The sequence below is a fragment of the Escherichia sp. MOD1-EC6021 genome, assembly GCF_002965245.1.
GTDB classification, from domain to species: domain Bacteria; phylum Pseudomonadota; class Gammaproteobacteria; order Enterobacterales; family Enterobacteriaceae; genus Escherichia; species Escherichia coli_F.
On record NZ_PTRU01000042.1, the window covers coordinates 1 to 26,220 of the forward strand.

28 protein-coding genes and 2 pseudogenes are annotated in these 26,220 nt (G+C 50.3%); 22 read left to right on the top strand and 8 right to left on the bottom strand.

Annotation, left to right across the window (positions count from 1 at the left end):
• Positions 1-510 precede the first annotated feature (510 nt).
• The 18 genes from BEB54_RS25315 to BEB54_RS25400 all read left to right on the top strand — a co-directional run bounded on the left by BEB54_RS25315 (position 511) and on the right by BEB54_RS25400 (position 15,532).
• Positions 511-900 (top strand): hypothetical protein, encoded by a 390-nt coding sequence (locus BEB54_RS25315; RefSeq protein ID WP_000833174.1) that lies wholly within the window; start codon positions 511-513, stop codon positions 898-900.
• A 64-nt stretch (positions 901-964) separates the two neighbouring features.
• Entirely contained in the window at positions 965-2,023 is a 1,059-nt protein-coding gene (locus tag BEB54_RS25320; protein WP_000273206.1) for a methyltransferase, read from the top strand.
• 40 nt (positions 2,024-2,063) lie between these two features.
• A complete protein-coding gene (locus BEB54_RS25325; RefSeq protein ID WP_001350106.1) occupies positions 2,064-2,786 on the top strand; it encodes a beta-ketoacyl synthase chain length factor in 723 nt (240 codons plus the stop codon).
• The gene (locus BEB54_RS25330) at positions 2,783-3,604 is read left to right on the top strand and encodes a lysophospholipid acyltransferase family protein (protein WP_001368747.1); all 822 of its coding nucleotides are present in this window, start codon (positions 2,783-2,785) and stop codon (positions 3,602-3,604) included. Before BEB54_RS25325 ends, BEB54_RS25330 begins: the two co-directional genes overlap by 4 nt.
• Complete coding sequence (locus BEB54_RS25335) at positions 3,579-3,836, top strand: phosphopantetheine-binding protein (RefSeq protein ID WP_001148680.1); 258 nt, start codon at positions 3,579-3,581, stop codon at positions 3,834-3,836. Before BEB54_RS25330 ends, BEB54_RS25335 begins: the two co-directional genes overlap by 26 nt.
• 11 nt (positions 3,837-3,847) lie before the next feature.
• The gene (locus tag BEB54_RS25340) at positions 3,848-4,099 is read left to right on the top strand and encodes an acyl carrier protein (RefSeq protein ID WP_000132059.1); all 252 of its coding nucleotides are present in this window, start codon (positions 3,848-3,850) and stop codon (positions 4,097-4,099) included.
• A gap of 4 nt (positions 4,100-4,103) precedes the next feature.
• Positions 4,104-4,685, top strand: a complete 582-nt coding sequence (locus tag BEB54_RS25345) for a hypothetical protein (RefSeq protein WP_001350104.1) — start codon at positions 4,104-4,106, stop codon at positions 4,683-4,685.
• On the top strand, positions 4,682-6,040 hold the full coding sequence (locus BEB54_RS25350; RefSeq protein ID WP_001077065.1) for an acyl-CoA synthetase: 1,359 nt from the start codon (positions 4,682-4,684) through the stop codon (positions 6,038-6,040). Before BEB54_RS25345 ends, BEB54_RS25350 begins: the two co-directional genes overlap by 4 nt.
• Positions 6,027-6,380, top strand: coding sequence for an ApeI family dehydratase (locus BEB54_RS25355; protein ID WP_001304725.1), 354 nt, complete (start codon positions 6,027-6,029; stop codon positions 6,378-6,380). The genes BEB54_RS25350 and BEB54_RS25355 overlap by 14 nt, the downstream gene beginning before the upstream one ends.
• Positions 6,371-8,047 (top strand): glycosyltransferase family 2 protein, encoded by a 1,677-nt coding sequence (locus BEB54_RS25360; RefSeq protein WP_000115638.1) that lies wholly within the window; start codon positions 6,371-6,373, stop codon positions 8,045-8,047. Before BEB54_RS25355 ends, BEB54_RS25360 begins: the two co-directional genes overlap by 10 nt.
• A gap of 3 nt (positions 8,048-8,050) precedes the next feature.
• Positions 8,051-8,473: an acyl-CoA thioesterase gene (locus BEB54_RS25365; RefSeq protein WP_000930891.1), complete on the top strand. Its 423-nt coding sequence runs from the start codon at positions 8,051-8,053 to the stop codon at positions 8,471-8,473.
• Positions 8,470-9,075, top strand: a complete 606-nt coding sequence (locus BEB54_RS25370; RefSeq protein WP_000670565.1) for a LolA family protein — start codon at positions 8,470-8,472, stop codon at positions 9,073-9,075. Before BEB54_RS25365 ends, BEB54_RS25370 begins: the two co-directional genes overlap by 4 nt.
• Positions 9,044-11,362, top strand: a complete 2,319-nt coding sequence (locus BEB54_RS25375; RefSeq protein WP_000180160.1) for an MMPL family transporter — start codon at positions 9,044-9,046, stop codon at positions 11,360-11,362. The genes BEB54_RS25370 and BEB54_RS25375 overlap by 32 nt, the downstream gene beginning before the upstream one ends.
• Positions 11,359-11,943, top strand: a complete 585-nt coding sequence (locus BEB54_RS25380; RefSeq protein ID WP_000597698.1) for a DUF3261 domain-containing protein — start codon at positions 11,359-11,361, stop codon at positions 11,941-11,943. The genes BEB54_RS25375 and BEB54_RS25380 overlap by 4 nt, the downstream gene beginning before the upstream one ends.
• 1 nt (position 11,944) lies before the next feature.
• A complete protein-coding gene (locus BEB54_RS25385) occupies positions 11,945-13,114 on the top strand; it encodes a beta-ketoacyl-[acyl-carrier-protein] synthase family protein (protein ID WP_001350102.1) in 1,170 nt (389 codons plus the stop codon).
• Complete coding sequence (locus tag BEB54_RS25390; protein ID WP_000020242.1) at positions 13,111-13,575, top strand: ApeP family dehydratase; 465 nt, start codon at positions 13,111-13,113, stop codon at positions 13,573-13,575. The genes BEB54_RS25385 and BEB54_RS25390 overlap by 4 nt, the downstream gene beginning before the upstream one ends.
• Positions 13,575-14,306, top strand: coding sequence for a 3-ketoacyl-ACP reductase FabG2 (locus BEB54_RS25395; protein ID WP_000091658.1), 732 nt, complete (start codon positions 13,575-13,577; stop codon positions 14,304-14,306). The genes BEB54_RS25390 and BEB54_RS25395 overlap by 1 nt, the downstream gene beginning before the upstream one ends.
• The gene (locus BEB54_RS25400; protein ID WP_000198472.1) at positions 14,303-15,532 is read left to right on the top strand and encodes a beta-ketoacyl-ACP synthase; all 1,230 of its coding nucleotides are present in this window, start codon (positions 14,303-14,305) and stop codon (positions 15,530-15,532) included. The genes BEB54_RS25395 and BEB54_RS25400 overlap by 4 nt, the downstream gene beginning before the upstream one ends.
• Before the next feature lie 173 nt (positions 15,533-15,705).
• Here BEB54_RS25400 and BEB54_RS29525 read toward each other — a convergent pair.
• Both BEB54_RS29525 and BEB54_RS25410 read right to left on the bottom strand, forming a co-directional pair.
• Positions 15,706-15,975: pseudogene (locus BEB54_RS29525) on the bottom strand (hypothetical protein); the annotation flags it as partial.
• Between the two features lie 396 nt (positions 15,976-16,371).
• Positions 16,372-17,403 carry a LacI family DNA-binding transcriptional regulator gene (locus BEB54_RS25410; protein WP_000416157.1) on the bottom strand — a complete coding sequence of 344 codons (1,032 nt, stop codon included), beginning with the start codon at positions 17,401-17,403 and terminating at the stop codon, positions 16,372-16,374.
• A gap of 270 nt (positions 17,404-17,673) precedes the next feature.
• On the opposite strand from BEB54_RS25410, the gene BEB54_RS25415 reads away from it, so the two are divergent.
• Genes BEB54_RS25415 through BEB54_RS25425 form a run of 3 tightly spaced genes read left to right on the top strand, consistent with a single transcriptional unit; the run spans position 17,674 to position 19,689 of the window.
• Entirely contained in the window at positions 17,674-18,117 is a 444-nt protein-coding gene (locus tag BEB54_RS25415) for a PTS sugar transporter subunit IIA (RefSeq protein ID WP_000916811.1), read from the top strand.
• 15 nt (positions 18,118-18,132) lie between these two features.
• Positions 18,133-18,420 carry a PTS sugar transporter subunit IIB gene (locus BEB54_RS25420; RefSeq protein ID WP_000705928.1) on the top strand — a complete coding sequence of 96 codons (288 nt, stop codon included), beginning with the start codon at positions 18,133-18,135 and terminating at the stop codon, positions 18,418-18,420.
• 12 nt (positions 18,421-18,432) lie between these two features.
• Positions 18,433-19,689 carry a PTS ascorbate transporter subunit IIC gene (locus BEB54_RS25425; protein WP_000345347.1) on the top strand — a complete coding sequence of 419 codons (1,257 nt, stop codon included), beginning with the start codon at positions 18,433-18,435 and terminating at the stop codon, positions 19,687-19,689.
• 215 nt (positions 19,690-19,904) lie between these two features.
• Here BEB54_RS25425 and BEB54_RS25435 read toward each other — a convergent pair whose 3' ends face one another.
• From BEB54_RS25435 to rbsK, 4 genes are all read right to left on the bottom strand, one after another.
• On the bottom strand, positions 19,905-20,189 hold the full coding sequence (locus BEB54_RS25435) for a transposase (protein WP_000436084.1): 285 nt from the start codon (positions 20,187-20,189) through the stop codon (positions 19,905-19,907).
• A 421-nt stretch (positions 20,190-20,610) separates the two neighbouring features.
• A complete protein-coding gene (locus BEB54_RS25440; protein WP_000107477.1) occupies positions 20,611-21,624 on the bottom strand; it encodes an aldose 1-epimerase family protein in 1,014 nt (337 codons plus the stop codon).
• An 11-nt stretch (positions 21,625-21,635) separates the two neighbouring features.
• Positions 21,636-22,952 (bottom strand): L-fucose:H+ symporter permease, encoded by a 1,317-nt coding sequence (fucP, locus tag BEB54_RS25445; RefSeq protein WP_000998349.1) that lies wholly within the window; start codon positions 22,950-22,952, stop codon positions 21,636-21,638.
• 27 nt (positions 22,953-22,979) lie between these two features.
• On the bottom strand, positions 22,980-23,900 hold the full coding sequence (gene rbsK / locus BEB54_RS25450) for a ribokinase (protein WP_000350265.1): 921 nt from the start codon (positions 23,898-23,900) through the stop codon (positions 22,980-22,982).
• A 302-nt stretch (positions 23,901-24,202) separates the two neighbouring features.
• Between rbsK and BEB54_RS25455 the strand changes: the two genes are divergently transcribed.
• Complete coding sequence (locus tag BEB54_RS25455; protein WP_001315616.1) at positions 24,203-24,985, top strand: DeoR family transcriptional regulator; 783 nt, start codon at positions 24,203-24,205, stop codon at positions 24,983-24,985.
• Position 24,986: 1 nt separating this feature from the next.
• On the opposite strand, the pseudogene BEB54_RS29055 reads toward BEB54_RS25455, so the two are convergent.
• Together BEB54_RS29055 and BEB54_RS25465 are read right to left on the bottom strand one after the other, a co-directional pair.
• Positions 24,987-25,213 (bottom strand): annotated as a pseudogene (locus BEB54_RS29055) (acetolactate synthase small subunit).
• Positions 25,214-25,975: 762 nt separating this feature from the next.
• Positions 25,976-26,220, bottom strand: a 245-nt coding sequence (locus BEB54_RS25465) for a zinc-ribbon domain-containing protein (RefSeq protein WP_236943382.1), incomplete at its 5' end; no start/stop codon positions are given.

A 26,220-nucleotide genomic window follows, 5' to 3' on the forward strand; every position in this document is an offset into this window, starting at 1 on the left:
CTAGTCTAAAAACTAGTATTAAGACTATCACTTAAATAAGTGATATTGGTTGTCTGGAGATTCAGGGGGCCAGTCTAGTCTGTCATGAAACAGTTTTATGACAAGACATCAAAAAAATGTCAAAAACGTGATCTTTCTTCAGCTTTTCAGAATATTGAGTACCAGGAAGTCAATATCAATTCTGGGACACATATGCATTTACCATTAAAACCGGGCACAACAAGCTGTTCAGTCTCAATCCATACCCCGTGTTTTATCAATATCAGAATAAGAATATCTGCGGATAAATAAAAAAGGAATGTCGAGGGAGCTTACCGCAGAGGGCTCTCCACCTCACAAACCATTTACAAAAATGATACCGGCATATCTTTGGTCCCTGTCACAACCAAACATTGACAATCCAATATAACCCCAAATATATTTCGGGTAAGAAGTCTGGGATTTATACAGATATACTGTCTGTTATTACTATTTAATTATATAATTGTATTGCATACATAAGAGGCACTAATGAAACGTTATATAAAATGGTTTGCCATCACAATTTTTATCAGTATGTTGAGTGCCTGTGCCCGTACGGCCCCAGTGCAACAGATAAGCACCACTGTCAGTGTGGGTCATACTCAGGAGCAGGTTAAAAATGCCATTTTGAAAGCAGGTGCGCAGCGCAAGTGGATTATGACGCAAGTGTCCCCTGGAGTTATTAAAGCTCGCTATCAAACACGAAATCACGTTGCAGAGGTTCGTATTACATATACAGCTACCTACTATAACATCAAATATGACAGTAGCCTGAATCTGCAGGCTTCTGATGGAAAAATTCATAAAAACTATAACCGCTGGGTGCGTAACCTAGATAAAGATATACAGGTTAACTTATCTACAGGAGCAACGTTATAGTGATGCTGATATCGGGCTGGAATGGCCCGATAGTATTTAACTTTCTCTATAAGAATGGTTATATATGTACGAACAGGACACGCTCAGCGCACTGGATGCCATCACCGAAGCACAGCGGATTGCCTTTGCTCCTATGCTTTTCCAGGCAGCTTTGTGCCTGCGCAATGCAGGAATATTAGATTATTTGGATCAACAGGGTAAACAGGGAGCTCCCCTTAATGCGATTACTGAGCACACAGTCCTGAATGAATATGCCGTGGGTGTGTTACTGGATATGGGCTTAAGCGGGCGAATTATTACCTGTAAAGAGGGAATTTATTACCTGGCGAAAATCGGTCATTACCTCCTGCATGACACTATGACTCGCGTGAATATGGATTTCACCCAGGATGTCTGTTACCAGGGGCTCTTCTTCCTTGCCGATTCACTCAATGAAGGAAAACCTTCCGGGTTAAAAGTATTTGGCGACTGGCCGACGATATATCCGGCACTTTCGCAATTACCAGACGTCGCACGTGATAGCTGGTTTGCGTTTGATCATTACTATTCAGATGGCGCATTTAACGCCGCACTGCCTTATGTATTCGCCAACAACCCCACAACCTTGTACGATGTGGGTGGCAATACGGGTAAGTGGGCTTTGCGCTGCTGCAAATTCAATGAAAACATCGCCGTTACGTTATTAGATCTGCCACAACAAATCGTACTGGCGAAAAAAAATATCGCGAATGCAGGTTTTTCTGATCGCATAGATTTCCATGCGGTGGATATGCTAAGCGATGCCCCATTACCAGGCGAGGCTGATATCTGGTGGATGAGCCAATTTTTAGACTGTTTTTCACCCGAACAAATAATTAGCATACTCAGCAAAATTGCCAGCGTAATGAAGCCTGGCGCAAAACTTTGCATCATGGAGTTGTTCTGGGATGCACAGCGGTTTGAAGCGACATCGTTTAGCCTGAATGCATCCTCACTTTATTTTACCTGCATGGCAAACGGTAACAGCCGTTTCTATAGTGCAGAGAAATTTTACGACTATCTGAATAAAGCAGGATTCCAGGTAGCAGAGCGTCACGATAATTTAGGCGTTGGGCATACACTTTTGATATGCCAAAAGAAATAATCGTCACTTAATAATTTTGGTTTACCGCGGGCGCGCGTTGATGAAATTTGCATTAAATATTACCAACTGGCAGGCACTGGCGCCTGGACTTAGCGATGTGCAGCAATGGCAAGCATGGTCGCGCCAGCCGTGGGCGATTGACCCTGCCGCGCCGTTGGCAAAATTAAGTGAACTGCCAATGATGACCGCTCGTCGTCTCAGTTCAGGCAGCAAACTGGCTGTTGAATGCGGTCTGACAATGCTACGCCGCCATCAGCCAGACGCTGTTTTGTATACCAGTCGTCATGGCGAACTGGAGCGCAATTACCGCATTGTTCATGCACTGGCAACCGAACAGGCGCTTTCTCCGACGGACTTCGCGCTTTCCGTACACAACTCTTCCGTGGGTAACCTGACCATTGTGGCCAAACAGCCGATCGTTTCGTCATCGCTTTCGGCTGGTCGCGACAGTTTCCAGCAAGGTTTGTGTGAAGTGCTTAGCCTGCTACAAGCGGGATACCAGCGCGTGTTGATGGTCGATTTTGATGGCTTTCTACCTGAGTTTTATCACCCGCAACTGCCCGCAGAAATGCCTACCTGGCCGTACGCCGTCGCGCTGGTGATTGAAGCTGGCGATGACTGGCAATGTGAAACGCAGCCAGCCATTGCGGTAAATGAAACAACACTGCCGCAAAGCATCTTGTTTTTACAGCACTATTTACAAAATGCAGATGCTTTTTCACTGCCTGGCGAGCGCGTGCAATGGCGCTGGAGCCGCAGATGAATAAGCTGATGTCGCGCCTGGGATGGGCATGGCGACTGGTCATGACCGGGTTATGTTTTGTCCTGTTTGGTCTCGGCGGCCTGCTGCTTTCAGTCGTGTGGTTTAACATATTGTTAGTTTTGGTGTGGGATACTTCCCGCCGCCGTCGTTTGGCACGTCGCAGCATTGCCGCCAGTTTTCGCCTGTTTTTAACTGTCGCGAAAGGGCTTGGCGTGCTGGATTATCGTATTGATGGCGCTGAAATTTTACGTCAGGAACGCGGTTGCCTCGTCGTAGCCAATCATCCCACGCTGATCGATTACGTGCTGCTGGCATCAGTCATGCCAGAAACTGACTGCCTGGTGAAAAGCGCGCTGTTAAAAAATCCTTTTCTTGGCGGCGTCGTGCGAGCGGCAGATTATTTAATCAACAGCGAAGCAGAAACCCTGTTACCCCGCTGCCAACAGCGACTGGCACAGGGTGACACTATCCTGATTTTCCCCGAAGGCACACGAACGAAGCCCGGTGAAAAAATGACGTTACAGCGCGGTGCAGCGAATATTGCCGTGCGCTGCACCAGCGATTTACGCATCGTGACGATCGGCTGTAGCGAGCATCTGCTGGATAAACAAAGTAAGTGGTATGACGTCCCGCCTGCCAGGCCGTTTTTTACGGTTGAAGTCCGTGGGCGGGTAGAAATCAATAAATTTTACGATGCAACTTCACAAGAGCCGACGCTGGCTGCAAGACAGTTAAACCGGCATCTTTTGCTTCAATTACAGCAAGGTTGTTTACCTCTATCAGGAATAAATAATGCAAGCGCTTTATCTGGAAATTAAAAACCTCATCATCAGCACCCTCAATCTGGACGACTTGACTCCTGATGATATTGATATCAATGCGCCACTGTTTGGCGACGGTTTAGGGCTGGACTCTATCGATGCACTGGAACTGGGACTGGCAGTAAAAAATGAGTACGGCATCGTGCTCTCTGCGGAAAGCGAAGAAATGCGTCAGCACTTTTTCTCCGTCGCCACTCTGGCCTCTTTCATTGCTGCGCAACGTGCCTGAGGAAAACCATCATGACAGACCAACAAACCATTTATCAGGAAGTCTCAGCCCTGCTGGTTAAGCTGTTTGAAATCGATCCGCAGGACATCAAACCTGAAGCGCGACTGTACGAAGATCTGGAACTGGACAGCATCGACGCCGTTGACATGATTGTGCACCTGCAAAAGAAAACCGGTAAGAAAATCAAGCCGGAAGAGTTTAAAGCAGTGCGTACAGTCCAGGATGTTGTCGAGGCTGTAGAACGCCTGCTACAAGAAGGCTAATTTGATGTCGGGCATTCGCTCGCTACCGATGATTAAGTTGCTGACCGGATTATTGCTGCTCGTCTGGCCTTTTTTAATCTGGCTAGGTTTGGTGCATAACAGCCTGCACTGGCTGTTGCCGCTGATGGCGCTGTTGCTTTTATTGCGCCTGCGCCAGCCCCGTCGCCAGACGGGGCCGCTCCAGGTCGTCACAAAAATCGTTGCTGTTGTGGGCATTGTATTGTGTGTCTCCAGTTTTCTGTTGAAAACGTACCAGTTACTGCTGTTTTACCCGGTAGTGGTTAACGCAGTCATGCTGGCGGTTTTTGGCGGTTCGCTGCGGTCGACAATGCCGATAGTTGAGCGGCTGGCACGTTTGCAGGAGCCAGACCTCCCGGAAAAGGCCGTGCGATATACCCGCCGCGTAACGCAGGTCTGGTGCCTGTTTTTTATTTTCAATGGCAGTATTGCGTTATTTACCACCTTGTATGGCAACATGCCCTTGTGGACAGCCTGGAACGGTATCATTGCTTACCTTCTGATAGGTTTCCTGACTGCAGGGGAATGGCTGATACGTCGTAAGATGATCAAACGGAAAACACCATGAATCAGACTCTCTCACTTTCACAGTGGTTGACAGCCTCTCGCCCTGTAACAACTCCTGTTGCCTGGCTTGGGGAATATACCTGGACACTGGGGCATCTGCGGCATGATGTAGCGCTTTTGATCGACCATTTACGCGACCAGCCAGGCAATCGCTGGGCACTTTGTTTTGAAAACAGCTATCTTTTTATTGTAGCGTTGTTGGCCACGCTACACTCAGGTAAAATCCCGGTAATCCCGGGCCATAATCGCGCCGCTTTGTTAAATGTACAACGCTCCTTGTTTGATTGCGTCCTGAGTGATAAAAGGCTGGGCTGGAACGGTCCACAGTTTGTTGTAAGCACATCTCACCAGATGACGACCAGCACGATAGCCTTTGATGATATTGCTTCTGACGCGTTTATTGAACTTTTCACATCGGGTTCAACCGGACAACCAAAACAAATTGCAAAACCTGTTATCAGCCTTGATCAAGAAGCAAACATGCTGGCAACTCACTTTGCAGACCGACTACTGGGCTGTCGTTTTGTAGCATCCGTGATGCCTCAGCACCTGTATGGGCTAACTTTCCGTATTTTTTTACCCATGGCACTTGGCCTGCCATTGCATGCCGCAATGCTCTGGTATTCTGAGCAACTTGCCGCATTAAGCCATACCTACCGCTATGCCTTTGTCAGCAGCCCGGCGTTCCTTAAGCGACTCGACCTTCATCTGACGCCTCCCCCAGTGGAAATGATTCTCTCTGCCGGCGGTATGCTACCATGGCAGGATGTAGAGAAAACTTCCACCTGGCTGAATATATGGCCCGATGAAATCTATGGTAGTACCGAAACAGGTATTCTCGCATGGCGTTACCGTCAACAGGATAATATCCCCTGGTTTACTTTTTCTGATGTTCATCTTTCACAGGAAAGTGAGGGGGTTCGTGTCTTTTCGCCACTAATCCCTGCTGAAGGATTGGTGCTTGACGATATGTTGCAATTCAATGAAAACGGTCAGTTCCACCTGATCGGACGACGTGGTCGAGTGGTAAAAATAGAGGAGAAGCGGATATCACTGGTTGAAATCGAACAACGACTTCTGGCACTTGACGGTATTATGGATGTCGCTGCAATACCATTAATACGCAATGGCCGCCAGGCTATCGGTGTCGTGGTTGTACCAAATAAAGAGGCCCGTCAAATATGGCAATGCTCCGGAGGGAAAACTCTGGAGTTGTCCTGGCGCAAAGCACTATTACCATGGCTTGAACCTGTTGCAGTACCTCGTTACTGGCGCATTATTGATGAAATACCAGTAAACAGTATGAACAAGCGTGTCTATGCGCAATTACAGGAGTTATTTCATGATACGCCATGAAATTGAGCGCCATCTGGTTCAACCGCAGGAGATGGAAATCGTTCTATACCTTGACCCGATGCTCTACTGGTTTAATGGTCATTTTGCCGTACAGCCTCTGTTACCAGGCGTGGCCCAGTTGGACTGGGTAATGCATTATGCTACCACGCTGCTTGCTCCGGGCTGGCGTTTTCGTAGTATCCAGAATGTTAAATTTCTGGCGCCACTTATACCTGAGACGACTGTTACCCTGCAATTAACATGGCAGGAAACAAGTCAGGTACTCACTTTCTGCTATCAGCGTCACGACGGTGACGCCCGCCACACCGCCAGTAGCGGGAAGATCCGTCTATGTCGGTAAACTTTTCTCCCTGCGTGTTGATCCCCTGCTACAACCACGGCGCGATGATGCCGGGCGTGCTGGCGCGTCTTAAGCCATTTAATCTGCCCTGTATTGTGGTGGATGACGGCAGCGATGCCGCCACGCAACAGCAACTGGATAATCTGGTTAGCGAACAGCCTGGCGTGACCTTAATTCGCCTGGCAGAAAACGCAGGTAAAGGCGCAGCGGTGATGCGTGGCTTGCAGGCAGCGGCAGACGCAGGGTTCAGCCATGCGGTGCAGGTGGATGCTGACGGTCAACATGCGATTGAAGATATCCCCAAACTGCTGGCACTCGCTGAACAACACCCTGTGGCGCTGATCTCCGGTCAGCCAATTTACGATGACTCCATTCCCCGCTCACGGCTGTACGGGCGCTGGGTCACCCACGTCTGGGTATGGATCGAAACGCTCTCCCTGCAACTGAAAGACAGCATGTGCGGTTTTCGCGTTTATCCGGTTGCGCCGACGCTGCAACTGGCAAAACGCGCCACCATCGGCAAGCGGATGGATTTCGACACCGAAGTGATGGTGCGCCTCTACTGGCAGGGAAATACCAGCTATTTCGTGCCGACCCGCGTCACCTATCCACTGGACGGGCTTTCGCATTTTGATGCCCTGAAAGATAACGTCCGCATCTCGCTCATGCACACGCGTCTGTTTTTCGGCATGTTGCCGCGTATTCCTTCACTGCTGATGTGCCACTCTTCCAGCCACTGGGCGCGGCAGAGTGAAGTTAAAGGGTTATGGGGAATGCGCCTGATGCTGCTGGTCTGGCGTCTGCTGGGAAGAACGGCGTTTACCGCGCTGCTTTACCCGGTGGTTGGCGTCTACTGGCTCACCGCTGCTCGTGCGCGTAAAGCGTCGCAAGACTGGCTCGCCCGTGTGCGCCAACAACAACCACAGGCAGCAAAAATCAACAGCTATCAGCACTTTCTACGTTTCGGCAACGCCATGCTCGACAAAATCGCCAGCTGGCGCGGCGAGCTGCAACTCGGGCGTGATGTGCTGTTTGCGCCAGGCGCAGAAGCGGCGCTTGACGTCCGCGATCCGCGCGGCAAATTGCTGCTGGCCTCACATCTTGGCGATGTGGAAGTGTGCCGGGCGCTGGCAAAAATTGAGGGCTACAAAACCATTAACGCGCTGGTGTTTAGCGAAAACGCCCAACGCTTTAAACAGATAATGCAGGAGATGGCTCCCCAGGCAGGCATTAACCTGATGCCGGTAACAGATATCGGCCCGGAAACCGCCATCCTGCTGAAAGAGAAGCTGGATAACGGCGAATGGGTGGCGATTGTCGGTGACCGCATCGCCGTCACCCCGCAACGCGGCGGCGACTGGCGCGTCTGCTGGAGTCCGTTTATGGGCCAGCCTGCGCCCTTCCCACAGGGGCCGTTTATTCTCGCCTCTATTTTGCGCTGCCCGGTGAATCTGATTTTCGCCCTACGCCAGCACGGCAAGCTGCATATTCACTGCGAAACCTTTGCCGACCCGCTGCTGTTGCCGCGTGGCGAACGCCAACAGGCGCTGCAAAACGCTATCGACCACTACGCCGCGCGTCTGGAACATTACGCGCTCCAGTCGCCCCTCGACTGGTTTAATTTTTTCGATTTCTGGCAACTGCCGGAAATTCAGGACAAGGAGTAAAGGGTGCTTAACGATCCCCGATTTACCGCTGAAGTCGAGCTGACCATTCCCTTTCACGACGTCGATATGATGGGCGTGGCCTGGCACGGTAACTATTTTCGCTACTTTGAAGTGGCCCGCGAGGCGCTGCTCAACCAGTTCAATTACGGCTATCGGCAGATGAAAGAGTCCGGTTATTTGTGGCCAGTGGTCGATGCGCGGGTGAAATATCGCCACGCCCTCACCTTTGAGCAACGCATCCGCGTGCGTGCGCATATCGAAGAGTTCGAAAACCGTCTGCGGATTGGCTATCAGATTTTCGATGCCGAAACGGGCAAACGCGCCACCACCGGATACACCATTCAGGTCGCAGTCGACGAGCAAAGCCGCGAACTGTGCTTTGTCAGCCCCGATATTCTGTTTGAACGCATGGGAGTCAAACCATGAAATTTTTACCGCTGCTGGCGCTGCTGATTAGCCCGTTTGTGAGCGCCCTGACCCGGGACGATCTTCAGCAACGCTTTACCGAACAACCGGTGATCCGCGCCCATTTCGATCAAACCCGGACGATTAAAGATCTGCCGCAGCCGCTGCGATCTCAGGGTCAGATGTTGATCGCCCGCGACCAGGGGTTATTGTGGGATCAAACCTCACCGTTCCCCATGCAACTATTACTGGACGATAAACGCATGGTGCAGGTGATCAACGGTCAGCCGCCGCAAATCATCACGGCAGAAAACAACCCACAGATGTTCCAGTTTAACCACCTGCTGCGCGCGCTGTTCCAGGCCGATCGCAAAGTGCTGGAACAAAACTTCCGCGTCGAATTTGCCGACAAAGGCGAAGGCCGCTGGACGCTGCGCCTGACGCCGACCACCACGCCGCTGGACAAAATTTTCAACACCATCGATCTCGCCGGGCAAACCTATCTGGAGAGCATTCAGCTTAATGATAAACAGGGCGATCGCACCGATATCGCTCTTACCCAACATCAACTGACACCAGCGCAACTGACCGATGACGAACGCCAACGCTTTGCCACCCAGTAAACGCCCCGCGCTGTTATGGGGGCTAGTCTGCCTGGTCATGGCGGCGGCGTTGCTGATCCTGCTGCCACAATCACGACTGAACAGTAGCGTGCTGGCTATGTTACCCAAACAGGCGATGGGCGATATTCCTCCGGCGCTGAATGACGGCTTTATGCAGCGTCTGGACCGCCAACTGGTGTGGCTGGTCAGCCCCGGTAAAGAGGCTAATCCCAGGGTGGCTCAGGAGTGGCTGACGCTGCTGCAAAAATCCGCTGCGCTCGGCGACATTAAAGGGCCAATGGATGCCGCCAGCCAGCAGGCGTGGGGAGCGTTTTTCTGGCAGCACCGCAACGGCCTGATTGACCCCGACACCCGCGCCCGCCTGCAAAATGGCGGCGAAGCGCAGGCGAAGTGGATCCTCTCCCAGCTTTATTCTGCGTTCTCCGGGGTAAGCGGCAAGGAGCTGCAAAACGATCCGCTGATGTTAATGCGCGGCTCGCAGCTGGCGATGGCGAAAAATGGCCAGCGTTTACGACTAATGGACGGCTGGCTGGTGACGCAGGATCCCCAGGGCCATTACTGGTATCTGCTGCACGGCGAACTGGCGGGATCGTCGTTTGATATGCAGCAAACCCACCAGCTCATCACGACCCTGAATACGCTGGAAAAGGCTCTGAAAACGCGTTACCCGCAGGCGCAGTTGCTCTCACGCGGCACGGTGTTTTACAGCGATTACGCCAGCCAACAGGCGAAGCAGGATATCTCCACCCTGGGCGTGGCAACGCTGCTGGGGGTGATATTGCTGATTGTGGCGGTGTTCCGCTCTTTGCGCCCGTTGCTGCTTTGCGTGATTTCCATCGGCATCGGCGCGCTGGCGGGAACGGCCGCCACATTGTTGATTTTCGGTGAATTACACCTGATGACGCTGGTGATGAGCATGAGCGTTATCGGCATTTCCGCTGACTACACGCTCTATTATCTCACCGAGCGGATGGTGCACGGCAACGACGTTTCGCCGTGGCAAAGCCTGGCGAAAGTACGCAATGCCCTGCTGCTGGCGCTGCTCACAACCGTGGCGGCATATCTGATTATGATGCTCGCCCCCTTCCCCGGCATTCGCCAGATGGCGATTTTTGCCGCCGTCGGGTTGAGCGCCTCTTGTCTGACCGTCCTGTTCTGGCATCCGTGGCTGTGCCGTGGTCTGCCGGTGCGCCCGGTTCCGGCGATGGCGCTGATGCTACGCTGGCTGGCAGCGTGGCGGCGCAATAAAAAACTGTCGCGGGGTCTGCCCGTTGCGCTGGCGCTGTTTTCGCTGGCGGGGATGTCAATGCTGCGCGTCGATGACGATATCTCGCAGTTACAGGCGCTGCCGCAGCACATTCTGGCGCAGGAGAAAGCCATTACCGCCCTGACCGGACAAAGCGTCGATCAAAAATGGTTTGTAGTTTACGGCGACTCCCCACAGCAAACATTGCGGCGACTGGAGAAATATACCGCCTCACTTGAGTATGCGAAAAAAGAGGGGCTTATCAGCAACTACCGCACTATTCCGCTGAACTCCCTGGCGCGGCAGGAGGAAGACTTAGACCTGCTGAAAACGGCTGCCCCGACGGTAACAAAAGCACTGCAAAATGCAGGGCTGACGGCGGTGAAACCAGATCTCAACGCCATGCCGGTGAAGGTCGATGAATGGCTGGCAAGCCCCGCCAGTGAAGGCTGGCGTCTGCTGTGGCTGACGCTGGAAAACGGCGAAAGCGGTGTACTGGTGCCGGTTGAAGGGGTTAAAAGTAGCGCATTGTTGCAGGAAATCGCCAGCTATTACCCTTGCGGCATTGCCTGGGTTGATCGCAAAAGCTCCTTTGATGAATTGTTCGCACTTTACCGCTACGTCTTAACCGGCTTGTTGCTGGTGGCGCTGGCAGTGATTGCCTGCGGCGCAGTGGCCCGTCTCGGCTGGCGCAAAGGGCTTATCAGCCTGGTGCCTTCGGTGCTTTCGCTGGGCTGTGGTCTGGCGGTGCTGGCGATGAGCGGGCAGGCGGTGAATCTCTTTTCGCTGCTGGCGCTGGTGCTGGTGCTTGGCATCGGTATCAACTACACGCTGTTTTTCAGTAATCCGCGCGGTACACCGTTAACTTCGCTACTGGCGATCGCGCTGGCAATGCTCACCACCTTGCTGACGCTGGGAATGCTGGTATTCAGCGCCACCCAGGCCATCAGCAGTTTTGGCATTGTGCTGGTGAGCGGTATTTTCACCGCCTTCCTGCTTTCGCCGCTGGCTATGCCCGATAAAAAGAGAACAAAAAAATGATCAAATCCACATTCTGGCGAGCGTTCGCCCTGACCGCTACGCTTATCCTCACCGGCTGTAGCCACTCGCAACCAGAACAGGAAGGCCGCCCGCAGGCGTGGCTGCAACCTGGCACGCGCATCACGCTGCCGGCACCAGGGATTTCACCCGCAGTCAATTCGCAGCAACTGTTGACCGGCAGCTTCAACGGCAAAACCCAGTCGCTGTTAGTGATGCTTAACGCCGACGATCAGAAAATCACCCTTGCCGGGCTGTCGTCGGTCGGCATTCGCCTGTTTCTGGTGACCTACGATGCGCAAGGGCTACGCGCCGAGCAATCCATCGTCGTCCCACAGTTACCGCCCGCAAGTCAGGTACTGGCTGACGTGATGCTCAGCCACTGGCCGATTAGCGCCTGGGAGGCGCAACTTCCCGCAGGATGGACACTTCGCGACAACGGTGACAAACGCGAGCTGCGTAACACCAGCGGCAAACTGGTCACGGAAATCACCTATCTGAATCGCCAGGGAAAACGCGTGCCAATCAGAATTGAGCAGCATGTCTTTAAATACCACATCACCATTCAATACTTAGGTGACTGATATGATTTATATTTCCGCCGTCGGCATGATCAACGCCCTGGGAAATAACCTTGACGAAATCGCAGCCAACCTGGCTCGCGGTGTCGCCCCCGGCATGCGCCCACGCGCAGGCTGGTTGCAGGGGCATCCGCAGGCGGTCCTGGCTGGCGTGGATGGCGAGCTTCCGCTTATCCCGGAAAAATTCGCTGCGCATCGCTCGCGCAACAATCAGATCCTGCTGGCGGCGCTGGCGCAGCTCCAGCCGCAGGTTGATGACGCTATCGCGAAATATGGCTGCGAGCGCATCGCGATTGTGCTTGGCACCAGCACCTCCGGCCTGCATGAAGGCGACACGCACGTTAACCTGCACACCCACGGGCAGCCGAGCACCACGTGGCACTATGCACAACAAGAACTCGGCGATCCGTCGCGTTTTCTCAGCCACTGGCTGGCGCTCGACGGCCCGGCTTATACCCTTTCAACCGCCTGCTCCTCCAGTGCCAGAGCAATGATCAGCGGGCGCAGGCTTATCGAAGCGGGGCTGGTCGATGCCGCCATTGTGGGTGGCGCAGACACCCTGAGCCGAATGCCGATTAACGGTTTTCACAGCCTCGAATCGCTCTCGCCAACCTTATGTCAGCCGTTTAGTCGTGACCGCGCAGGTATCACCATTGGTGAAGGGGCGGGGCTAATGCTGCTGACCCGGGAACCGCAGCCCATCGCGTTGCTGGGCGTTGGTGAATCGAGCGACGCTTACCATATTTCAGCCCCGCATCCGCAGGGCGAAGGAGCGATCCGCGCTATTAATCAGGCGCTGACCGATGCGCAGCTTACGCCGGATGACGTCGGCTATATCAACCTGCACGGCACCGCTACACAGCTCAACGACCAGATTGAATCAATGGTGGTTAACGCCCTGTTTGGCGAACGCGTACCGTGCAGCTCCACCAAACATTTGACCGGACACACGCTCGGCGCGGCTGGCATTACCGAGGCGGCAATTAGTATGTTGATTTTACAGCGTGATTTACCGCTGCCCGCTCAGGACTTCAGCCTGTCGCCGCGCGATCCCACGCTGCCACCGTGTGGCATTATCGAAAAACCGCAGCCGCTGGCACGTCCGGTGATCCTGTCCAATTCCTTCGCCTTTGGCGGCAATAACGCCAGCATTCTGCTCGGGAGGGTTTCGTGAGCCACTATTTATCCCCCGGCGCTTATCTGCCCCACGACGCGCCCATGTTACTGCTGGAAGACGTGGTGAGCGTCAGCGATGACAGCGCGGTGTGCCGCGTGACGGTTTCGCCCAGTGGCGTACTGGCACCGTTTCTCGACCCGGACGGCAATCTCCCTGGCTGGTTTGCCCTTGAACTGATGGCGCAAACCGTCGGCGTCTGGTCTGGCTGGCATCGCCACCAGCAGGGCAAAAACAGTATTGAGTTAGGGATGATACTGGGCGCGCGTGAATTGCTTTGCACCACTGGCATTCTGCCCGCAGGCCAGACGCTGACCATTACCGTCAAACTGCTGATGCAGGACGATCGCTTCGGCAGCTTTGAGTGCAGCATCAACGACGGCGAGGCGACGGGCCGCATTAACACCTTCCAGCCGACCGCGGAAGAACTTACCACCCTGTTTCAACAAGGAGCGTCCTGATGAGTCGTTCAGTTCTGGTTACTGGTGCCAGCAAAGGCATTGGTCGCGCCATCGCCTGCAAGCTTGCGGCAGACGGCTTTAACATTGGCGTTCACTATCACCGTGACGCCACAGGCGCTCAGGAAACGCTGAATGCCATTGTCGCCAACGGGGGTAACGGGCGTTTGCTCAGTTTCGACGTCGCAAACCGCGAACAGTGTCGGGAAGTGCTGGAGCATGAGATCGCGCAACACGGTGCCTGGTACGGCGTGGTCAGTAACGCCGGGATCGCCCGCGATGCCGCTTTTCCGGCTTTAAGCGATGACGACTGGGATGCGGTGATCCACACCAACCTCGACAGTTTCTACAACGTCATTCAGCCGTGCATTATGCCAATGATCGGCGCGCGCCAGGGTGGGCGCATCATCACGCTGTCCTCGGTTTCCGGCGTAATGGGCAATCGCGGCCAGGTGAATTACAGCGCAGCCAAAGCCGGAATTATCGGCGCAACAAAAGCACTGGCTATCGAACTCGCAAAGCGCAAAATCACCGTCAATTGCATCGCGCCAGGGCTTATTGATACCGGGATGATCGAAATGGAAGAAAGCGCTCTGAAAGAGGCAATGTCGATGATCCCCATGAAACGTATGGGCCAGGCGGAAGAAGTTGCCGGGCTTGCCAGTTATTTAATGTCTGATATTGCGGGTTACGTCACCCGCCAGGTTATTTCCATCAACGGAGGGATGTTATGACACGTCGCGTAGTGATTACAGGAATGGGCGGCGTGACTGCCTTTGGTGAAAACTGGCAGGACGTTTCTGCACGCTTACTGGCGTATGAAAATGCGGTGCGCAAAATGCCGGAGTGGCAGGTCTACGATGGGCTGCACACCCTGCTTGGCGCGCCTGTTGATGATTTCACGCTACCGGAGCACTACACCCGCAAGCGTATCCGTGCGATGGGCCGCGTGTCGCAAATGTCGACCCGTGCCAGCGAGCTGGCGTTAGAGCAGGCAGGGTTGATTGGCGATCCGATATTAACCAGCGGCGAAACGGGCATTGCGTACGGTTCATCGACCGGCAGTACCGGTCCGGTGAGCGAATTTGCCACCATGCTGACTGAAAAGCACACGAACAACATCACTGGCACCACCTATGTGCAGATGATGCCGCACACCACCGCTGTTAATACTGGCCTCTTTTTCGGCCTGCGCGGGCGGGTGATCCCAACCTCCAGCGCCTGTACCTCCGGCAGCCAGGCGATCGGTTATGCGTGGGAAGCCATTCGCCACGGTTATCAAACGGTGATGGTTGCCGGTGGTGCCGAAGAGTTATGCCCTTCAGAAGCAGCAGTGTTTGATACCCTTTTTGCCACCAGCCAGCACAATGATGCGCCGAAAACCACACCTTCACCGTTCGATGAAAACCGCGACGGACTGGTGATTGGTGAAGGCGCAGGTACGCTCATTCTCGAAGAACTGGAGCATGCCAAAGCGCGCGGCGCGACCATTTACGGTGAAATCGTCGGCTTTGCGACGAACTGCGACGCGGCACATATTACCCAGCCGCAGCGCGAAACCATGCAGTATTGTATGGAGCAATCGCTGAAAATCGCAGGGTTAAGCGCACAAGATATCGGCTATATTTCAGCGCATGGTACGGCGACCGATCGCGGTGATATGGCAGAAAGTCTGGCGACAGCAACCATTTACGGTGATAATGTGCCGCTCTCCTCGCTGAAAAGTTATTTTGGTCATACGCTTGGTGCCTGTGGCGCGCTCGAAGCCTGGATGAGTCTGCAAATGATGCGCGAAGGTTGGTTTGCGCCTACGCTAAACCTGAATAAACCAGACCCGAATTGTGGCGCGCTGGATTACATCATGCATGAAGCCCGCAAGGTTGATTGTGAGTTTTTGCAGAGTAACAACTTTGCCTTTGGCGGCATTAATACATCCATCATTATTAAGCGCTGGCCCTGAGTTATACAACCACATGGACATCCCATGTGGTGATTCTTCAAAAAATCTGAATCAATGAATATGAACCTCAAATTCTCTTACGCATACTGAAGAGCATTCCGTATAACGATTCAGCAGACAAAACTTTATCAGTCCACACGAATCAACGGATGCACAGATGACACGCCCGGTTATCACCGGGCAATGGTTGCCATAACGGGTAACATAAGGGACTGAACAGTTGTCTTTAGCGCAACGAACTGATCTAACGTACCTGAACGGACAACCTGAAAACAGCCTTCCATCCTGCATTGTCCGCCAGTGCTTATTACCAACCACGTCTGTTGCAGTAAAGTAATCAGTTGCGAACATTATTTATCAATCGTGACGCTGGCTCGCGCATGGCAGAAAAGGTCCTGACTGAGCAACAACAGGCATCGTACTGTTGCTGCTCCATGTTGTTTATATGAACGCATCCCGTTTGCAAGGCTTCCGTGTTTTTGACGTTGACGGTAGATTGCTGCTCTATATCCTTATTGCAGCCGGTGCTGCGGGCCTCAATGAGATTCGCTGACTCTCGCCTTATTCACGCAACGAGCTTTAAGCTCAGAAAAACATCCAAGTTTGGTGAGTCACAGTCTTACCTGTCGTTGTCATCAATATAGGAATGGATAATCTGGAGAGCGATACTGCAGGCTGATATTGCGGTTTTGCGACAAGTTTTTAGCATCCGCTTCTACGCCAAATACCTGAAGTAGGAATGGATGCGTTAGCAGCATACATCCGGAACTGCGCGGGGAATAGCCGGAAACGGCTATCCCTACCACAATAGCTAACTTTGTAATAGCGCTCTTTTAGGCTCATGTACTCTGACGTAATTCTATCTGGTAGTTGAATTGCACGATACGCGACTCTTCTGATTCATCATGATTATTATTCAATAGTCCAATCAGTAACTTACCTGTCTCTATCCCCATTTTTTTGTAGTCAATACGGATGGATGTCAAAGTTGGGTGTGTTTGATCGCAATTGTCTGAACCGTCAAGACAAGCTACAGCGATATTTCCAGGGATTTTTAACAAACGCCGCTGGCACTCAAACATTATACCCAGCGCAATCTCTTCGTGGCTGCAAATCACAGCATCCAGCTCTGGTTGTCGCAGTAATATCTCGTTTAATGCGTAACGCCCCAATTGCAGACTTGCGGCATCCGGCATGGTGATAACAAGATCAGTGTTCTGGTAATGGCTCAGCATTGCTTTATGCCAGCCGTTCAGTTGCTGACGTTGCAGGCGGTTGTCCATATGCGCACCGATAAATCCGATATTCTTATAACCCTGCTCCAGCAGATGTTCGGTCAGTTTATGTGATGCTTCAAAAAATGCTGTTTCGATGGTAATTTGAGCCGGACTGAAAGGGGAACCGATAACGTTAATGGTAGGTATATTTGTTTTCTCGAGTATCTGGTGAGTTTTATCAGCCAACTGAGAACCAAAAATAACTAACGCCGCCGGGTTGCCTTGAAGAAGCGTCATCAGAATTTCAGCTTCTTTGAGCTGATTATACTCATGACACCCAAGCAGTAGTTGGAATTCATTTTTATTAAGCACCTGCTGTAATGACTGCATAAAGCGGGAGCTGGCTTTATCTGTCAGGGAAGGAACCAGTACGGCGACTGTATGACTGTGACCAGATGCAAGGGCGCCAGCAGTTCTGTTGGGAATATAACCCAACTCTTCTACGGCCTGTTCTATCTTTTCCCTCAGCTTGTCAGAAACCTGTTCCGGTGTTCTCAGCGCGCGGGAAACGGTCATAGTTCCGACACCTGCAAAGTTAGCGACCTCCTGCAGCGTCACCCGTCCGGTACCACGGCGCTTACGTGTTTTTTCCATTTCGACTCCATGGATAATTACAACCAGCTGTTTTCATTACTTTTATTTCACCATTACTCTTTCCAGTTTTTGCCCACGGTAGCAAATATCCTGTTGCATTGTATATGCAGGAACCGAATATAGCCAAAGCATGGCGGCAGAGAAATGATAGCGCTATCACAAAGATTGGTAGCGTTATCAGATAGCGCTATCAAATGCGACAATCATCACATTAATTAATGCGTAAAATATCTACTCTCCTGTTAATTATCATCGGGAGTTATCAGTAGCATGTTAAAAAATCTATTAAATACAGAGGTCGTTCAGGTCGTGGAACAGGTCAAAGACTGGCGGGAAGCCGTGGCGATTTCATGCCGACCGTTGATTGAAAACGGCTCTATCGAACCGCGTTATGTTGATGCGATCTATCACTCGCACGACACTATCGGTCCGTACTATGTGGTTGGCCCTGGTATTGCGATGCCTCATGCGCGCCCGGAAGAGGGGGCTAACAAGCTGTCATTAGCACTGACCCTGATCCCTTCAGGTGTGAATTTTGATGCCGATGAAAACGATCCAGTGAAATTACTGATTGTGCTGGCTGCAACCGACAGTACCAGCCACATTGAAGCGATTTCTCAACTCGCCAAGTTATTCGATAACGAAAAAGACATACAGGCCATTTTGACGGCCAAAACGACGCAGGACATTTTGTCTGTTATTGCGCGCTATTAATCCAGAGGAACATTTATGAAAATTACAGTGGTTTGCGGTAACGGCTTAGGCACCAGCCTGATGATGGAAATGAGCATTAAAAGCATTTTGAAGGATTTGTCCGTCAGCGCTGATGTTGATCACGTCGACCTGGGCTCCGCGAAAGGGACGCCGAGTGATATCTATGTCGGCACCAAAGACATTGCCGAGCAGTTAGCCGCGCAGTCTGTCGCAGGCAAAATCGTCGCACTGGAAAATATGATTGATAAGAAAGCCATGAGAGAACGTTTGTCCGTGGTATTAACCGAATTAGGCGCACTGTAAGCTGGGGGCGATATGGATTTCTTTCGTTTTTTGATGAGCGATGTACTTTCCGAACCCGCAGTGCTGGTCGGTTTAATCGCCCTGATTGGCCTGATTGCACAGAAAAAACCGGTAACCGAATGCATTAAAGGTACCGTCAAGACCATTATGGGGTTTGTGATTTTAGGCGCAGGGGCGGGTTTAGTTGTGTCGTCACTGGGTGACTTCGCAAACATTTTCCAGCATGCCTTTGGTATTCAGGGTGTAGTGCCGAACAATGAAGCCATTGTTTCCGTAGCGCAGAAAAGCTTCGGGAAAGAAATGGCGATGATTATGTTCTTTGCGATGGTTATCAACATTATGATTGCCCGTTTCACACCGTGGAAATTTATCTTCCTGACCGGTCATCACACGTTGTTTATGTCGATGATGGTAGCGGTAATTCTGGCAACAGCAGGCATGACCGGCATTACGCTTATAGCCGTTGGCTCTTTGGTTGTTGGCGTGGCAATGGTCTTTTTCCCGGCTATTGCGCATCCGTACATGAAGAAAGTGACCGGTTCTGATGACGTTGCCATCGGCCACTTCTCAACATTATCTTATGTATTGGCCGGTTTCATCGGCAGCAAGTTTGGTAATAAAGAGCACTCGACTGAAGACATGAATGTGCCGAAAAGTCTGCTGTTCTTGCGCGACACGCCGGTTGCTATCTCTTTTACCATGAGCATAATTTTCCTGGTGACGTGCCTGTTTGCGGGTGCAGATGCGGTGAAAGAGCTTAGCGGTGGTAAAAACTGGTTCATGTTCTCTATCATGCAATCCATTACCTTCGCAGCTGGCGTGTACATCATTCTGCAGGGTGTGCGCATGGTGATTGCGGAGATTGTCCCGGCATTCAAAGGTATTTCAGACAAGCTGGTTCCGAATGCCAGACCTGCTCTCGATTGCCCGGTCGTCTTCCCTTACGCACCTAACGCTGTACTGGTTGGTTTCCTGAGTAGCTTTGCTGCAGGTTTAATCGGTATGTTCACGTTGTATCTGCTGAACATGATCGTGATTATTCCTGGTGTGGTGCCGCACTTCTTCGTAGGTGCAGCTGCAGGGGTATTCGGTAATGCAACGGGTGGACGTCGTGGTGCGATTTTGGGTGCCTTCGCTCAGGGCTTGCTTATTACCTTCCTGCCAGTATTCTTATTGCCGGTGCTGGGTGATATTGGTTTTGCTAACACCACCTTCAGTGATGCTGACTTTGGCGCACTGGGTATTTTGTTAGGGATTATCGTTCGCTAATATTTTGATGACATTAATATCCTCCAGGATTTCAGGAACGTGGAGGATATTAATTCCTCTTATTTTCTCCATTTTTCTTTCTTCCAGTCAGGACTGCATCCGATTAATCGTAAGCGCTCCGAGAAGTACGTAGCGTAAGGATTATTTTACAGCTGAGAAGTTTCAGTGCAGCAGTTCATGCACACGGTTCGACGGCTAGTCATTGATCTTCATAATTACCTCGCGTAAAAAACGGGGTAAGGCCGCTCATCCAGCGTCATCTCCACAGGTAATAATTCAACGCCAATGCCAGAAGAGTTCGTTACCGGAAGACGCCGTGATATACGCCCTTTGATCAGCGAGAGCCTGAGCCATTTGAACAGAAGATTATCATTGATATCATGCTCCCGGGCAATACGGGCAACAGAACCCCTTGGTTGTAAAGCCAGTTTAACCATTTGAAGTTTAAACTCATTTGAAAATGACCTGCGGGGTTCAACTGATAATGTTTTTTGTTCCATAACAGGTGTCCACTAGTTGAAAAGGTGGGTACCTATGTTACCAATACTGGCTTAATGGCTACATACAGCAGTCGGTTTACGCATACACTTTTATAGTGCACTCCGGCCTCATGAATATAACGGTGGATTACCGCCGAACGAATCGGAAAATAGATACTGGAAAAAAACTGAAATTGTGACCAGTTTTTGTTGACCACTACAAATAAATAAAAGAGTTGCAGTGCTTGCTCGGTAAGAAAACAATGGAGGTTAAGCTCCTCAAAGAAGCTGTGGAGTACACCACTCTACAGTAGTTGCGCAAATTTGGAGTGGACGATAATGTGATCGTCTATAAGGGCAACGCTATCATAGTCTTGTCCTGGCGGGTAAAAAAACGCGCTTACCTTAACGATAAGCGCGCCGCTGTTCAGGCCTTGAGTGGTTATTCAATTCCTGTGGTGACTGTAAAAGTGCGCGTTTGCTGCGGTGCAACCTGAATCAGCGTGCCATTACGTTGCGCGGCAAGATACCCCTCAGGCCGACAGGTTGCAGGTAATGCAAAGGCGGCTACCTGTTGCTCTCCGTTATAAAGGATCCAGCGTGTCACATAATTTAGTTCAGCACTGTAGAAACGAGTAACAAACGTAGTGCCATCGGGAGAGATCATGCGAAACTCTGGCTGATCTGTATAAGCGTCCAGTTTGTCTGCAAAGAAGACAATTTCTGGATCATAAAATTCCGGTTGACTCAGCGTCGACAGAGAGGCTTCTCCCTGCATAATCCGTTGATTAAACGCCAGCCACTGAGCGGTGGGATTAACATGCGAAGGCACTGATTCACGCAATCTTAATATTTCGTCCGGGATATTCTGGCTGAATGTAGCATTTGGTATATATGCATAATTCATGTGGCACATATATTGTAGTGGCATATCTACAGAAGCCAGATTGGTTACGGCCATCTTAATATCGAACAGTGTAGAGGATTTGTGAAGGACCACTGTTGGCTGAGCCAGATAATGATGACCGAAACCCATTACATACTCGTAACGCCCGTTAAGGCGTAACATATCTCCGTCTAATTCCAGCCATGCTTCATCCATCGCGGCACAGGCCATTTCACCGTGTAGCAGATGAGTATCTTCCACAGATGGGCAGCCATTAGCCAGCAAACCTGAATGAAAAGCAAAACAGCCATAGGTCTCTATCACCTCTGTCGCCGGTTTAGGCTGGCGAAACATATTGCACATGGTGAGGCCGTGTCCATCAAATTGCGCATCCCAAATCATCTGCCCCATCCAGGGAAGAATAATCAAATGTCCACGACTGTTTGCAATTTTAAGCCCCTCGACACCGCTGTCATATCGAAAAGACGTGACAGTAAAATCACTATTTTCCAGCAAGATACGAGGTTTCTCGCCAAAAAGCGCCCGCCACAAATTAATACGCGTACTCATAACGATTCTCCTCAGGACGCTGTGACTTCAGCCAGTGCGGTACGTACTTTGCTTTCACGCCAGAAGTAGACTCCGACATAGACAAAGCAGAGCATAGAAACCAGGAATGAAAGCTGTAGTGAGTGGAACATATCTGCAATATATCCCTGAATTGCCGGAACCACCGCGGCACCGACAATAGCCATAACAATGACTGCTCCTGCCATTTCTGTATGTTCGTTATCAACTGTATCCAGTGTTCCTGCATAGATCGTCGCCCAGCAAGGGCCAAACAAAACACTTACCAGGACGGCGACATAGACCGCGCTGAAACTTGGAGCCAGTGCAACATATGCCAGGAACAGCGCCCCTATAACGGAATAGAGAATCAATACTTTTTCCGGATTAAAACGCGTCATAAGGATATTGGCTATAAACTTGCCAATAAAGAAGCAGGCAAAGCTATAGACCATGAAGTTTGAAGCATCACGTTCGTTGATATCGCCCAACTCCAGCGCCAGACGGATGGTAAATGACCATACTGCGACCTGCATACCCACATAAAGGAACTGCGCCACAATACCGCGACGAAAGCGCGGATTTCTAGCCAGATAGCGCAGCGTATCCATTGCTGACGGGCGTTTATGGTGACTTGTCTGTGCCACTTTACAGGTTGGGAAGCGGGTTAAAAGGAACAACACCATGACCACAACCAGAATCATAATCATATACTTATACGGTTCAAGGGTGTTCTCTAACATCAGCACCTTAAAGTTGTGAATTTGCTCGGCGTTCATTCCTGACATCTGCTTTTCAAGGCTTTCCCCCTCGGAGAAAACCAGATATTTGCCCAATAAAATACCAGACGCAGCACCAATCGGATAAAAGGTCTGGCTGATATTGAGCCGCAATGTGGCATAGGCTTTTGGACCGATCATTGAACTGTATGTGTTCGCTGCAGTTTCAAGGAAACTCAGGCCAATCGCAATCGCAAAAATAGCTGCAAGGAACATAGTGTAGGTTGCCATATGCGAGGCAGGGAAAAAAAGTGTACAACCACCAATATACAGCGTCAGGCCAATTAAAATTGCCACCTTATAACTGGTCTTTTTAATCACAAGGGATGCTGGTATTGCAATTAAAAAATAACCTCCATAAAATGCGCTCTGCACCAATGCTGAAGCAAAGTTACTTAGCGAAAATACACTTTTGAATTGAGTGATTAATATGTCATTTAATGCAGCTGCGCATCCCCATAGCGGGAATAAACACGATAACAAAATAAACTGGAACAAGGGAGTCTTATTCAGATACCCATCAGGCATCTGAATGATGTTTTTATCGTTCATAGTGCTACCTTTAACTGTGCAGGATGATTATTCGTTTAAGGTTAAAAATTCATTAAATTGTTCAATACTCGGATAAGATGATTGCGTACCTTTCCCTGTGACGCTGAAAGCGGCAAAGAGAGCGGCTTTTTTCAAAGCGGCTTCAACATCACCGCTTTGAACATAATAATGGGAAAAGCAACCAATAAATGCGTCACCAGCGCCACTAGTATCAACAGCATTTACTTTGAATGCAGGAACATGGACTTCCTGATCGCGGGTCATCCATAATGCGCCTTTTTCGCTCATGGTAACAATAATATTGTTCAGCCCTTTATCAACTAACGAACGTGCGGCCAAACGAATATGATCATAAGTATCAACCGACATACCGGTTAATATTTCCAGTTCTGTTTCATTCGGGATAAAGAAATCACATTTGCAGGCATAAGACATATCTAACTCACGCAATGCCGGAGCCGGATTTAATAACACTTCAATACCATTTTTCTTACCAAACTCAATCGCGTGGTAAACTGTTTCCAGTTGAACTTCCAGTTGTAAAACGATCAATTTGCATTTTTTCAGATCTTCTGCAGCTCGATCGATATCTTCCGGGGAAAGAAATTTATTCGCTCCCTTAATTATTAATATACTATTGCTCGAGTTGGCATTAACAAAGATCGGTGCAACACCACTGCTGGTACAGGGGACTTTCTCAACATAAGTGGTATTAATTCCCCATGATTCGAGATTACGAATAGTATTATCCGCAAAAATATCATCACCTACTTTAGTCAGCATCAGGACTTTTGAATTCAATTTAGCCGCCGCCACCGCTTGATTAGCACCTTTCCCACCACATCCGATTTTGAAGGCAGGTGCTTCCAGAGTTTCTCCTTCTTTAGGCATCTGATTAGTGTAAGTAATGAGATCCACCATATTGGAACCAATAACTGCAATGTCCATTTCACTACCTCTTATAAACTTTCGCATAACAATGGTATTTAAATAACATTAGCATGTTACTTTTGCATCATTTGTGACTGAGATCGCGATTAGCACATCAACCCGATGTTTATTTAATAGACTTCCAGTCTTATCACTCAGGCCAACACTATCTAATCATAAGCAACCTAACAGGATTAATACCGAAAATTCAGCAGTCTATACCCTTTTCATTTCAAAGGGTCGGTCGTATAGTATGGTAACTAAAACAATGTTTACTAATGCCATAATGTTATTTTTATAACATTTTACGGAGAGAGTTGATGGAAACGAAGCAAAAAGAGCGTATCCGACGTTTGATTGAAATACTTAAGAAAACCGACAGAATCCATTTGAAAGACGCGGCACGAATGCTGGAAGTTTCTGTAATGACTATTCGTCGCGATCTCCATCAGGAAGATGAACCTCTGCCACTGACCCTACTGGGTGGCTATATTGTAATGGTGCATAAACCCGCACCATCCATGCCAGTAATCCAGGACGTTCCGAGAAATCATCGTGATGACTTACCTATTGCAATTCTGGCCGCCGGAATGGTTAATGAAAATGATCTGATCTTCTTTGATAATGGCCAGGAGATACCGCTCGTTATAAGCATGATCCCGGATGCAATCACCTTCACTGGCATCTGTTACTCACATCGTGTCTTTGTTGCGTTGAATGAAAAACCTAATGTGACAGCAATACTTTGTGGTGGTACGTATCGTGCCAGAAGTGATGCTTTTTACGATGCCAGTAACTCTTCGCCATTAGACTCTCTCAATCCGCGAAAAATATTTATTTCCGCCAGCGGTGTACATGATCACTTTGGCGTCAGCTGGTTTAATCCCGAAGATCTTGCCACTAAGCGTAAAGCGATGGCCCGTGGACTAAGGAAAATTTTGCTCGCCCGCCACGCCTTGTTCGATGAAGTAGCCTCTGCCAGCCTCGCACCGCTCTCTGCATTTGATGTTCTGATTAGCGAGCGTCCGTTACCGGCAGATTATGTTACGCACTGCCGGAATGCTTCTGTAAAGATCATTACACCTGATTCAGAAGACGAATGACTTACTGAAAAAACACCGTACTCTTGTTAAACATCGTCGGATTGGACTGATTACGTTGCACTTTCATCACATATTCCAGTTTATCAATTTGGCTTATCATCTACTCCAGACGCTGGTCATCATTGACCAATAGTCTGATATGGCTTTTGTCGCTGTCCTGAATCGGCAGGCAGAAAATGCCTTCAACGTTAAAAGCACGACGGGAAAAAGCCCACAAAGGTTAGTCATTACGCCCGGATAATAAACAGGCTCCTCCCTGTTATGGAAGCCGTTGTATTGTCCATAATGTCTGGGTTTTTAATGCACACTGGATAACAACCGGACGAATCTTCAAATATTACTGGCGCTGACAGCCGGTTTGAATTCATCTCACAACCCTGCATAGAGCGAATCTCCTGCCTGCACGTCACTCCACTCCATGGTATCAACTTCACACTCTTTATCTGCGGCTAGTTTCAGTCACCAGATAAGCATCGACTATGAAAGGTGAGCCATGACAACATAACGTTGGTAACGCTCTGACGCCTTAACGGAAGATGCCTGCCACCACAGGGAATGTAAACGACTGAAGTGTGGCCTTTAATGCCGTGAACGGCTCATGGTCTCCTGGCACGGTTGCCGCCCCAACCTGTAACAACATTCCACAGTACAATGTCTGTCAGAGCCGGAGCCTCCCATGCCTGTTGAATAAAACCCCGGATGCTTCCCCCGATTCTGCAAGTAATACTTCGGTTATTTACACTATTTTATCCCTGTTGAATTTGGTTAAGCCGGTGCAGACGCGCCGGGAAACGCACGCCTGAACCGGCACAATAAAATCCTGTTACTGGAGACACGAATGGAATGACGAGGCAGCCTGTCAGTCACAGGGGGGCTGTTGGCATAAAATCAACGGAAAGGCCACCAACACCGGAATTAAGCTCCACAGTCCCCGCACTGGCAATCCATTCCCGGGAACGGCATCACCGCAAACTGCGCCAGAGGCAACCATTACAACCTCTGTAACGGATTATCAGCCCTGGCATCTTCCGACAGCACCTCCTGCCGCCCCCACGCCCTGCTGTATACCCCGGTACCACAACGCGGGCAGCACTTTTCTCCTTCATAATCTTCGTCACACATCACACAAAACCACTTTCTCACCTTCACCGTATAATCCAGAACCGTCATACCCTGCAGATGCAAACGACGGGCCTCTTTCTCTGCCGGGTCAAGCCAGGTGCATCGCAGCAGGA

Bases quoted from the DNA above. Each gene is read 5' to 3' on its own strand.
- BEB54_RS25315 (WP_000833174.1), top strand. From the start codon at position 511: ATGAAACGTTATATAAAATGGTTTGCCATCACAATTTTTATCAGTATG.
- BEB54_RS25320 (WP_000273206.1), top strand. From the start codon at position 965: ATGTACGAACAGGACACGCTCAGCGCACTGGATGCCATCACCGAAGCA.
- BEB54_RS25325 (WP_001350106.1), top strand. From the start codon at position 2,064: ATGAAATTTGCATTAAATATTACCAACTGGCAGGCACTGGCGCCTGGA.
- BEB54_RS25330 (WP_001368747.1), top strand. From the start codon at position 2,783: ATGAATAAGCTGATGTCGCGCCTGGGATGGGCATGGCGACTGGTCATG.
- BEB54_RS25335 (WP_001148680.1), top strand. From the start codon at position 3,579: ATGCAAGCGCTTTATCTGGAAATTAAAAACCTCATCATCAGCACCCTC.
- BEB54_RS25340 (WP_000132059.1), top strand. From the start codon at position 3,848: ATGACAGACCAACAAACCATTTATCAGGAAGTCTCAGCCCTGCTGGTT.
- BEB54_RS25345 (WP_001350104.1), top strand. From the start codon at position 4,104: ATGTCGGGCATTCGCTCGCTACCGATGATTAAGTTGCTGACCGGATTA.
- BEB54_RS25350 (WP_001077065.1), top strand. From the start codon at position 4,682: ATGAATCAGACTCTCTCACTTTCACAGTGGTTGACAGCCTCTCGCCCT.
- BEB54_RS25355 (WP_001304725.1), top strand. From the start codon at position 6,027: ATGATACGCCATGAAATTGAGCGCCATCTGGTTCAACCGCAGGAGATG.
- BEB54_RS25360 (WP_000115638.1), top strand. From the start codon at position 6,371: ATGTCGGTAAACTTTTCTCCCTGCGTGTTGATCCCCTGCTACAACCAC.
- BEB54_RS25370 (WP_000670565.1), top strand. From the start codon at position 8,470: ATGAAATTTTTACCGCTGCTGGCGCTGCTGATTAGCCCGTTTGTGAGC.
- BEB54_RS25375 (WP_000180160.1), top strand. From the start codon at position 9,044: ATGACGAACGCCAACGCTTTGCCACCCAGTAAACGCCCCGCGCTGTTA.
- BEB54_RS25380 (WP_000597698.1), top strand. From the start codon at position 11,359: ATGATCAAATCCACATTCTGGCGAGCGTTCGCCCTGACCGCTACGCTT.
- BEB54_RS25385 (WP_001350102.1), top strand. From the start codon at position 11,945: ATGATTTATATTTCCGCCGTCGGCATGATCAACGCCCTGGGAAATAAC.
- BEB54_RS25395 (WP_000091658.1), top strand. From the start codon at position 13,575: ATGAGTCGTTCAGTTCTGGTTACTGGTGCCAGCAAAGGCATTGGTCGC.
- BEB54_RS25400 (WP_000198472.1), top strand. From the start codon at position 14,303: ATGACACGTCGCGTAGTGATTACAGGAATGGGCGGCGTGACTGCCTTT.
- BEB54_RS25410 (WP_000416157.1), bottom strand. From the start codon at position 17,403: ATGGAAAAAACACGTAAGCGCCGTGGTACCGGACGGGTGACGCTGCAG.
- BEB54_RS25415 (WP_000916811.1), top strand. From the start codon at position 17,674: ATGTTAAAAAATCTATTAAATACAGAGGTCGTTCAGGTCGTGGAACAG.
- BEB54_RS25420 (WP_000705928.1), top strand. From the start codon at position 18,133: ATGAAAATTACAGTGGTTTGCGGTAACGGCTTAGGCACCAGCCTGATG.
- BEB54_RS25425 (WP_000345347.1), top strand. From the start codon at position 18,433: ATGGATTTCTTTCGTTTTTTGATGAGCGATGTACTTTCCGAACCCGCA.
- BEB54_RS25435 (WP_000436084.1), bottom strand. From the start codon at position 20,189: ATGGAACAAAAAACATTATCAGTTGAACCCCGCAGGTCATTTTCAAAT.
- BEB54_RS25440 (WP_000107477.1), bottom strand. From the start codon at position 21,624: ATGAGTACGCGTATTAATTTGTGGCGGGCGCTTTTTGGCGAGAAACCT.
- fucP (WP_000998349.1), bottom strand. From the start codon at position 22,952: ATGAACGATAAAAACATCATTCAGATGCCTGATGGGTATCTGAATAAG.
- rbsK (WP_000350265.1), bottom strand. From the start codon at position 23,900: ATGGACATTGCAGTTATTGGTTCCAATATGGTGGATCTCATTACTTAC.
- BEB54_RS25455 (WP_001315616.1), top strand. From the start codon at position 24,203: ATGGAAACGAAGCAAAAAGAGCGTATCCGACGTTTGATTGAAATACTT.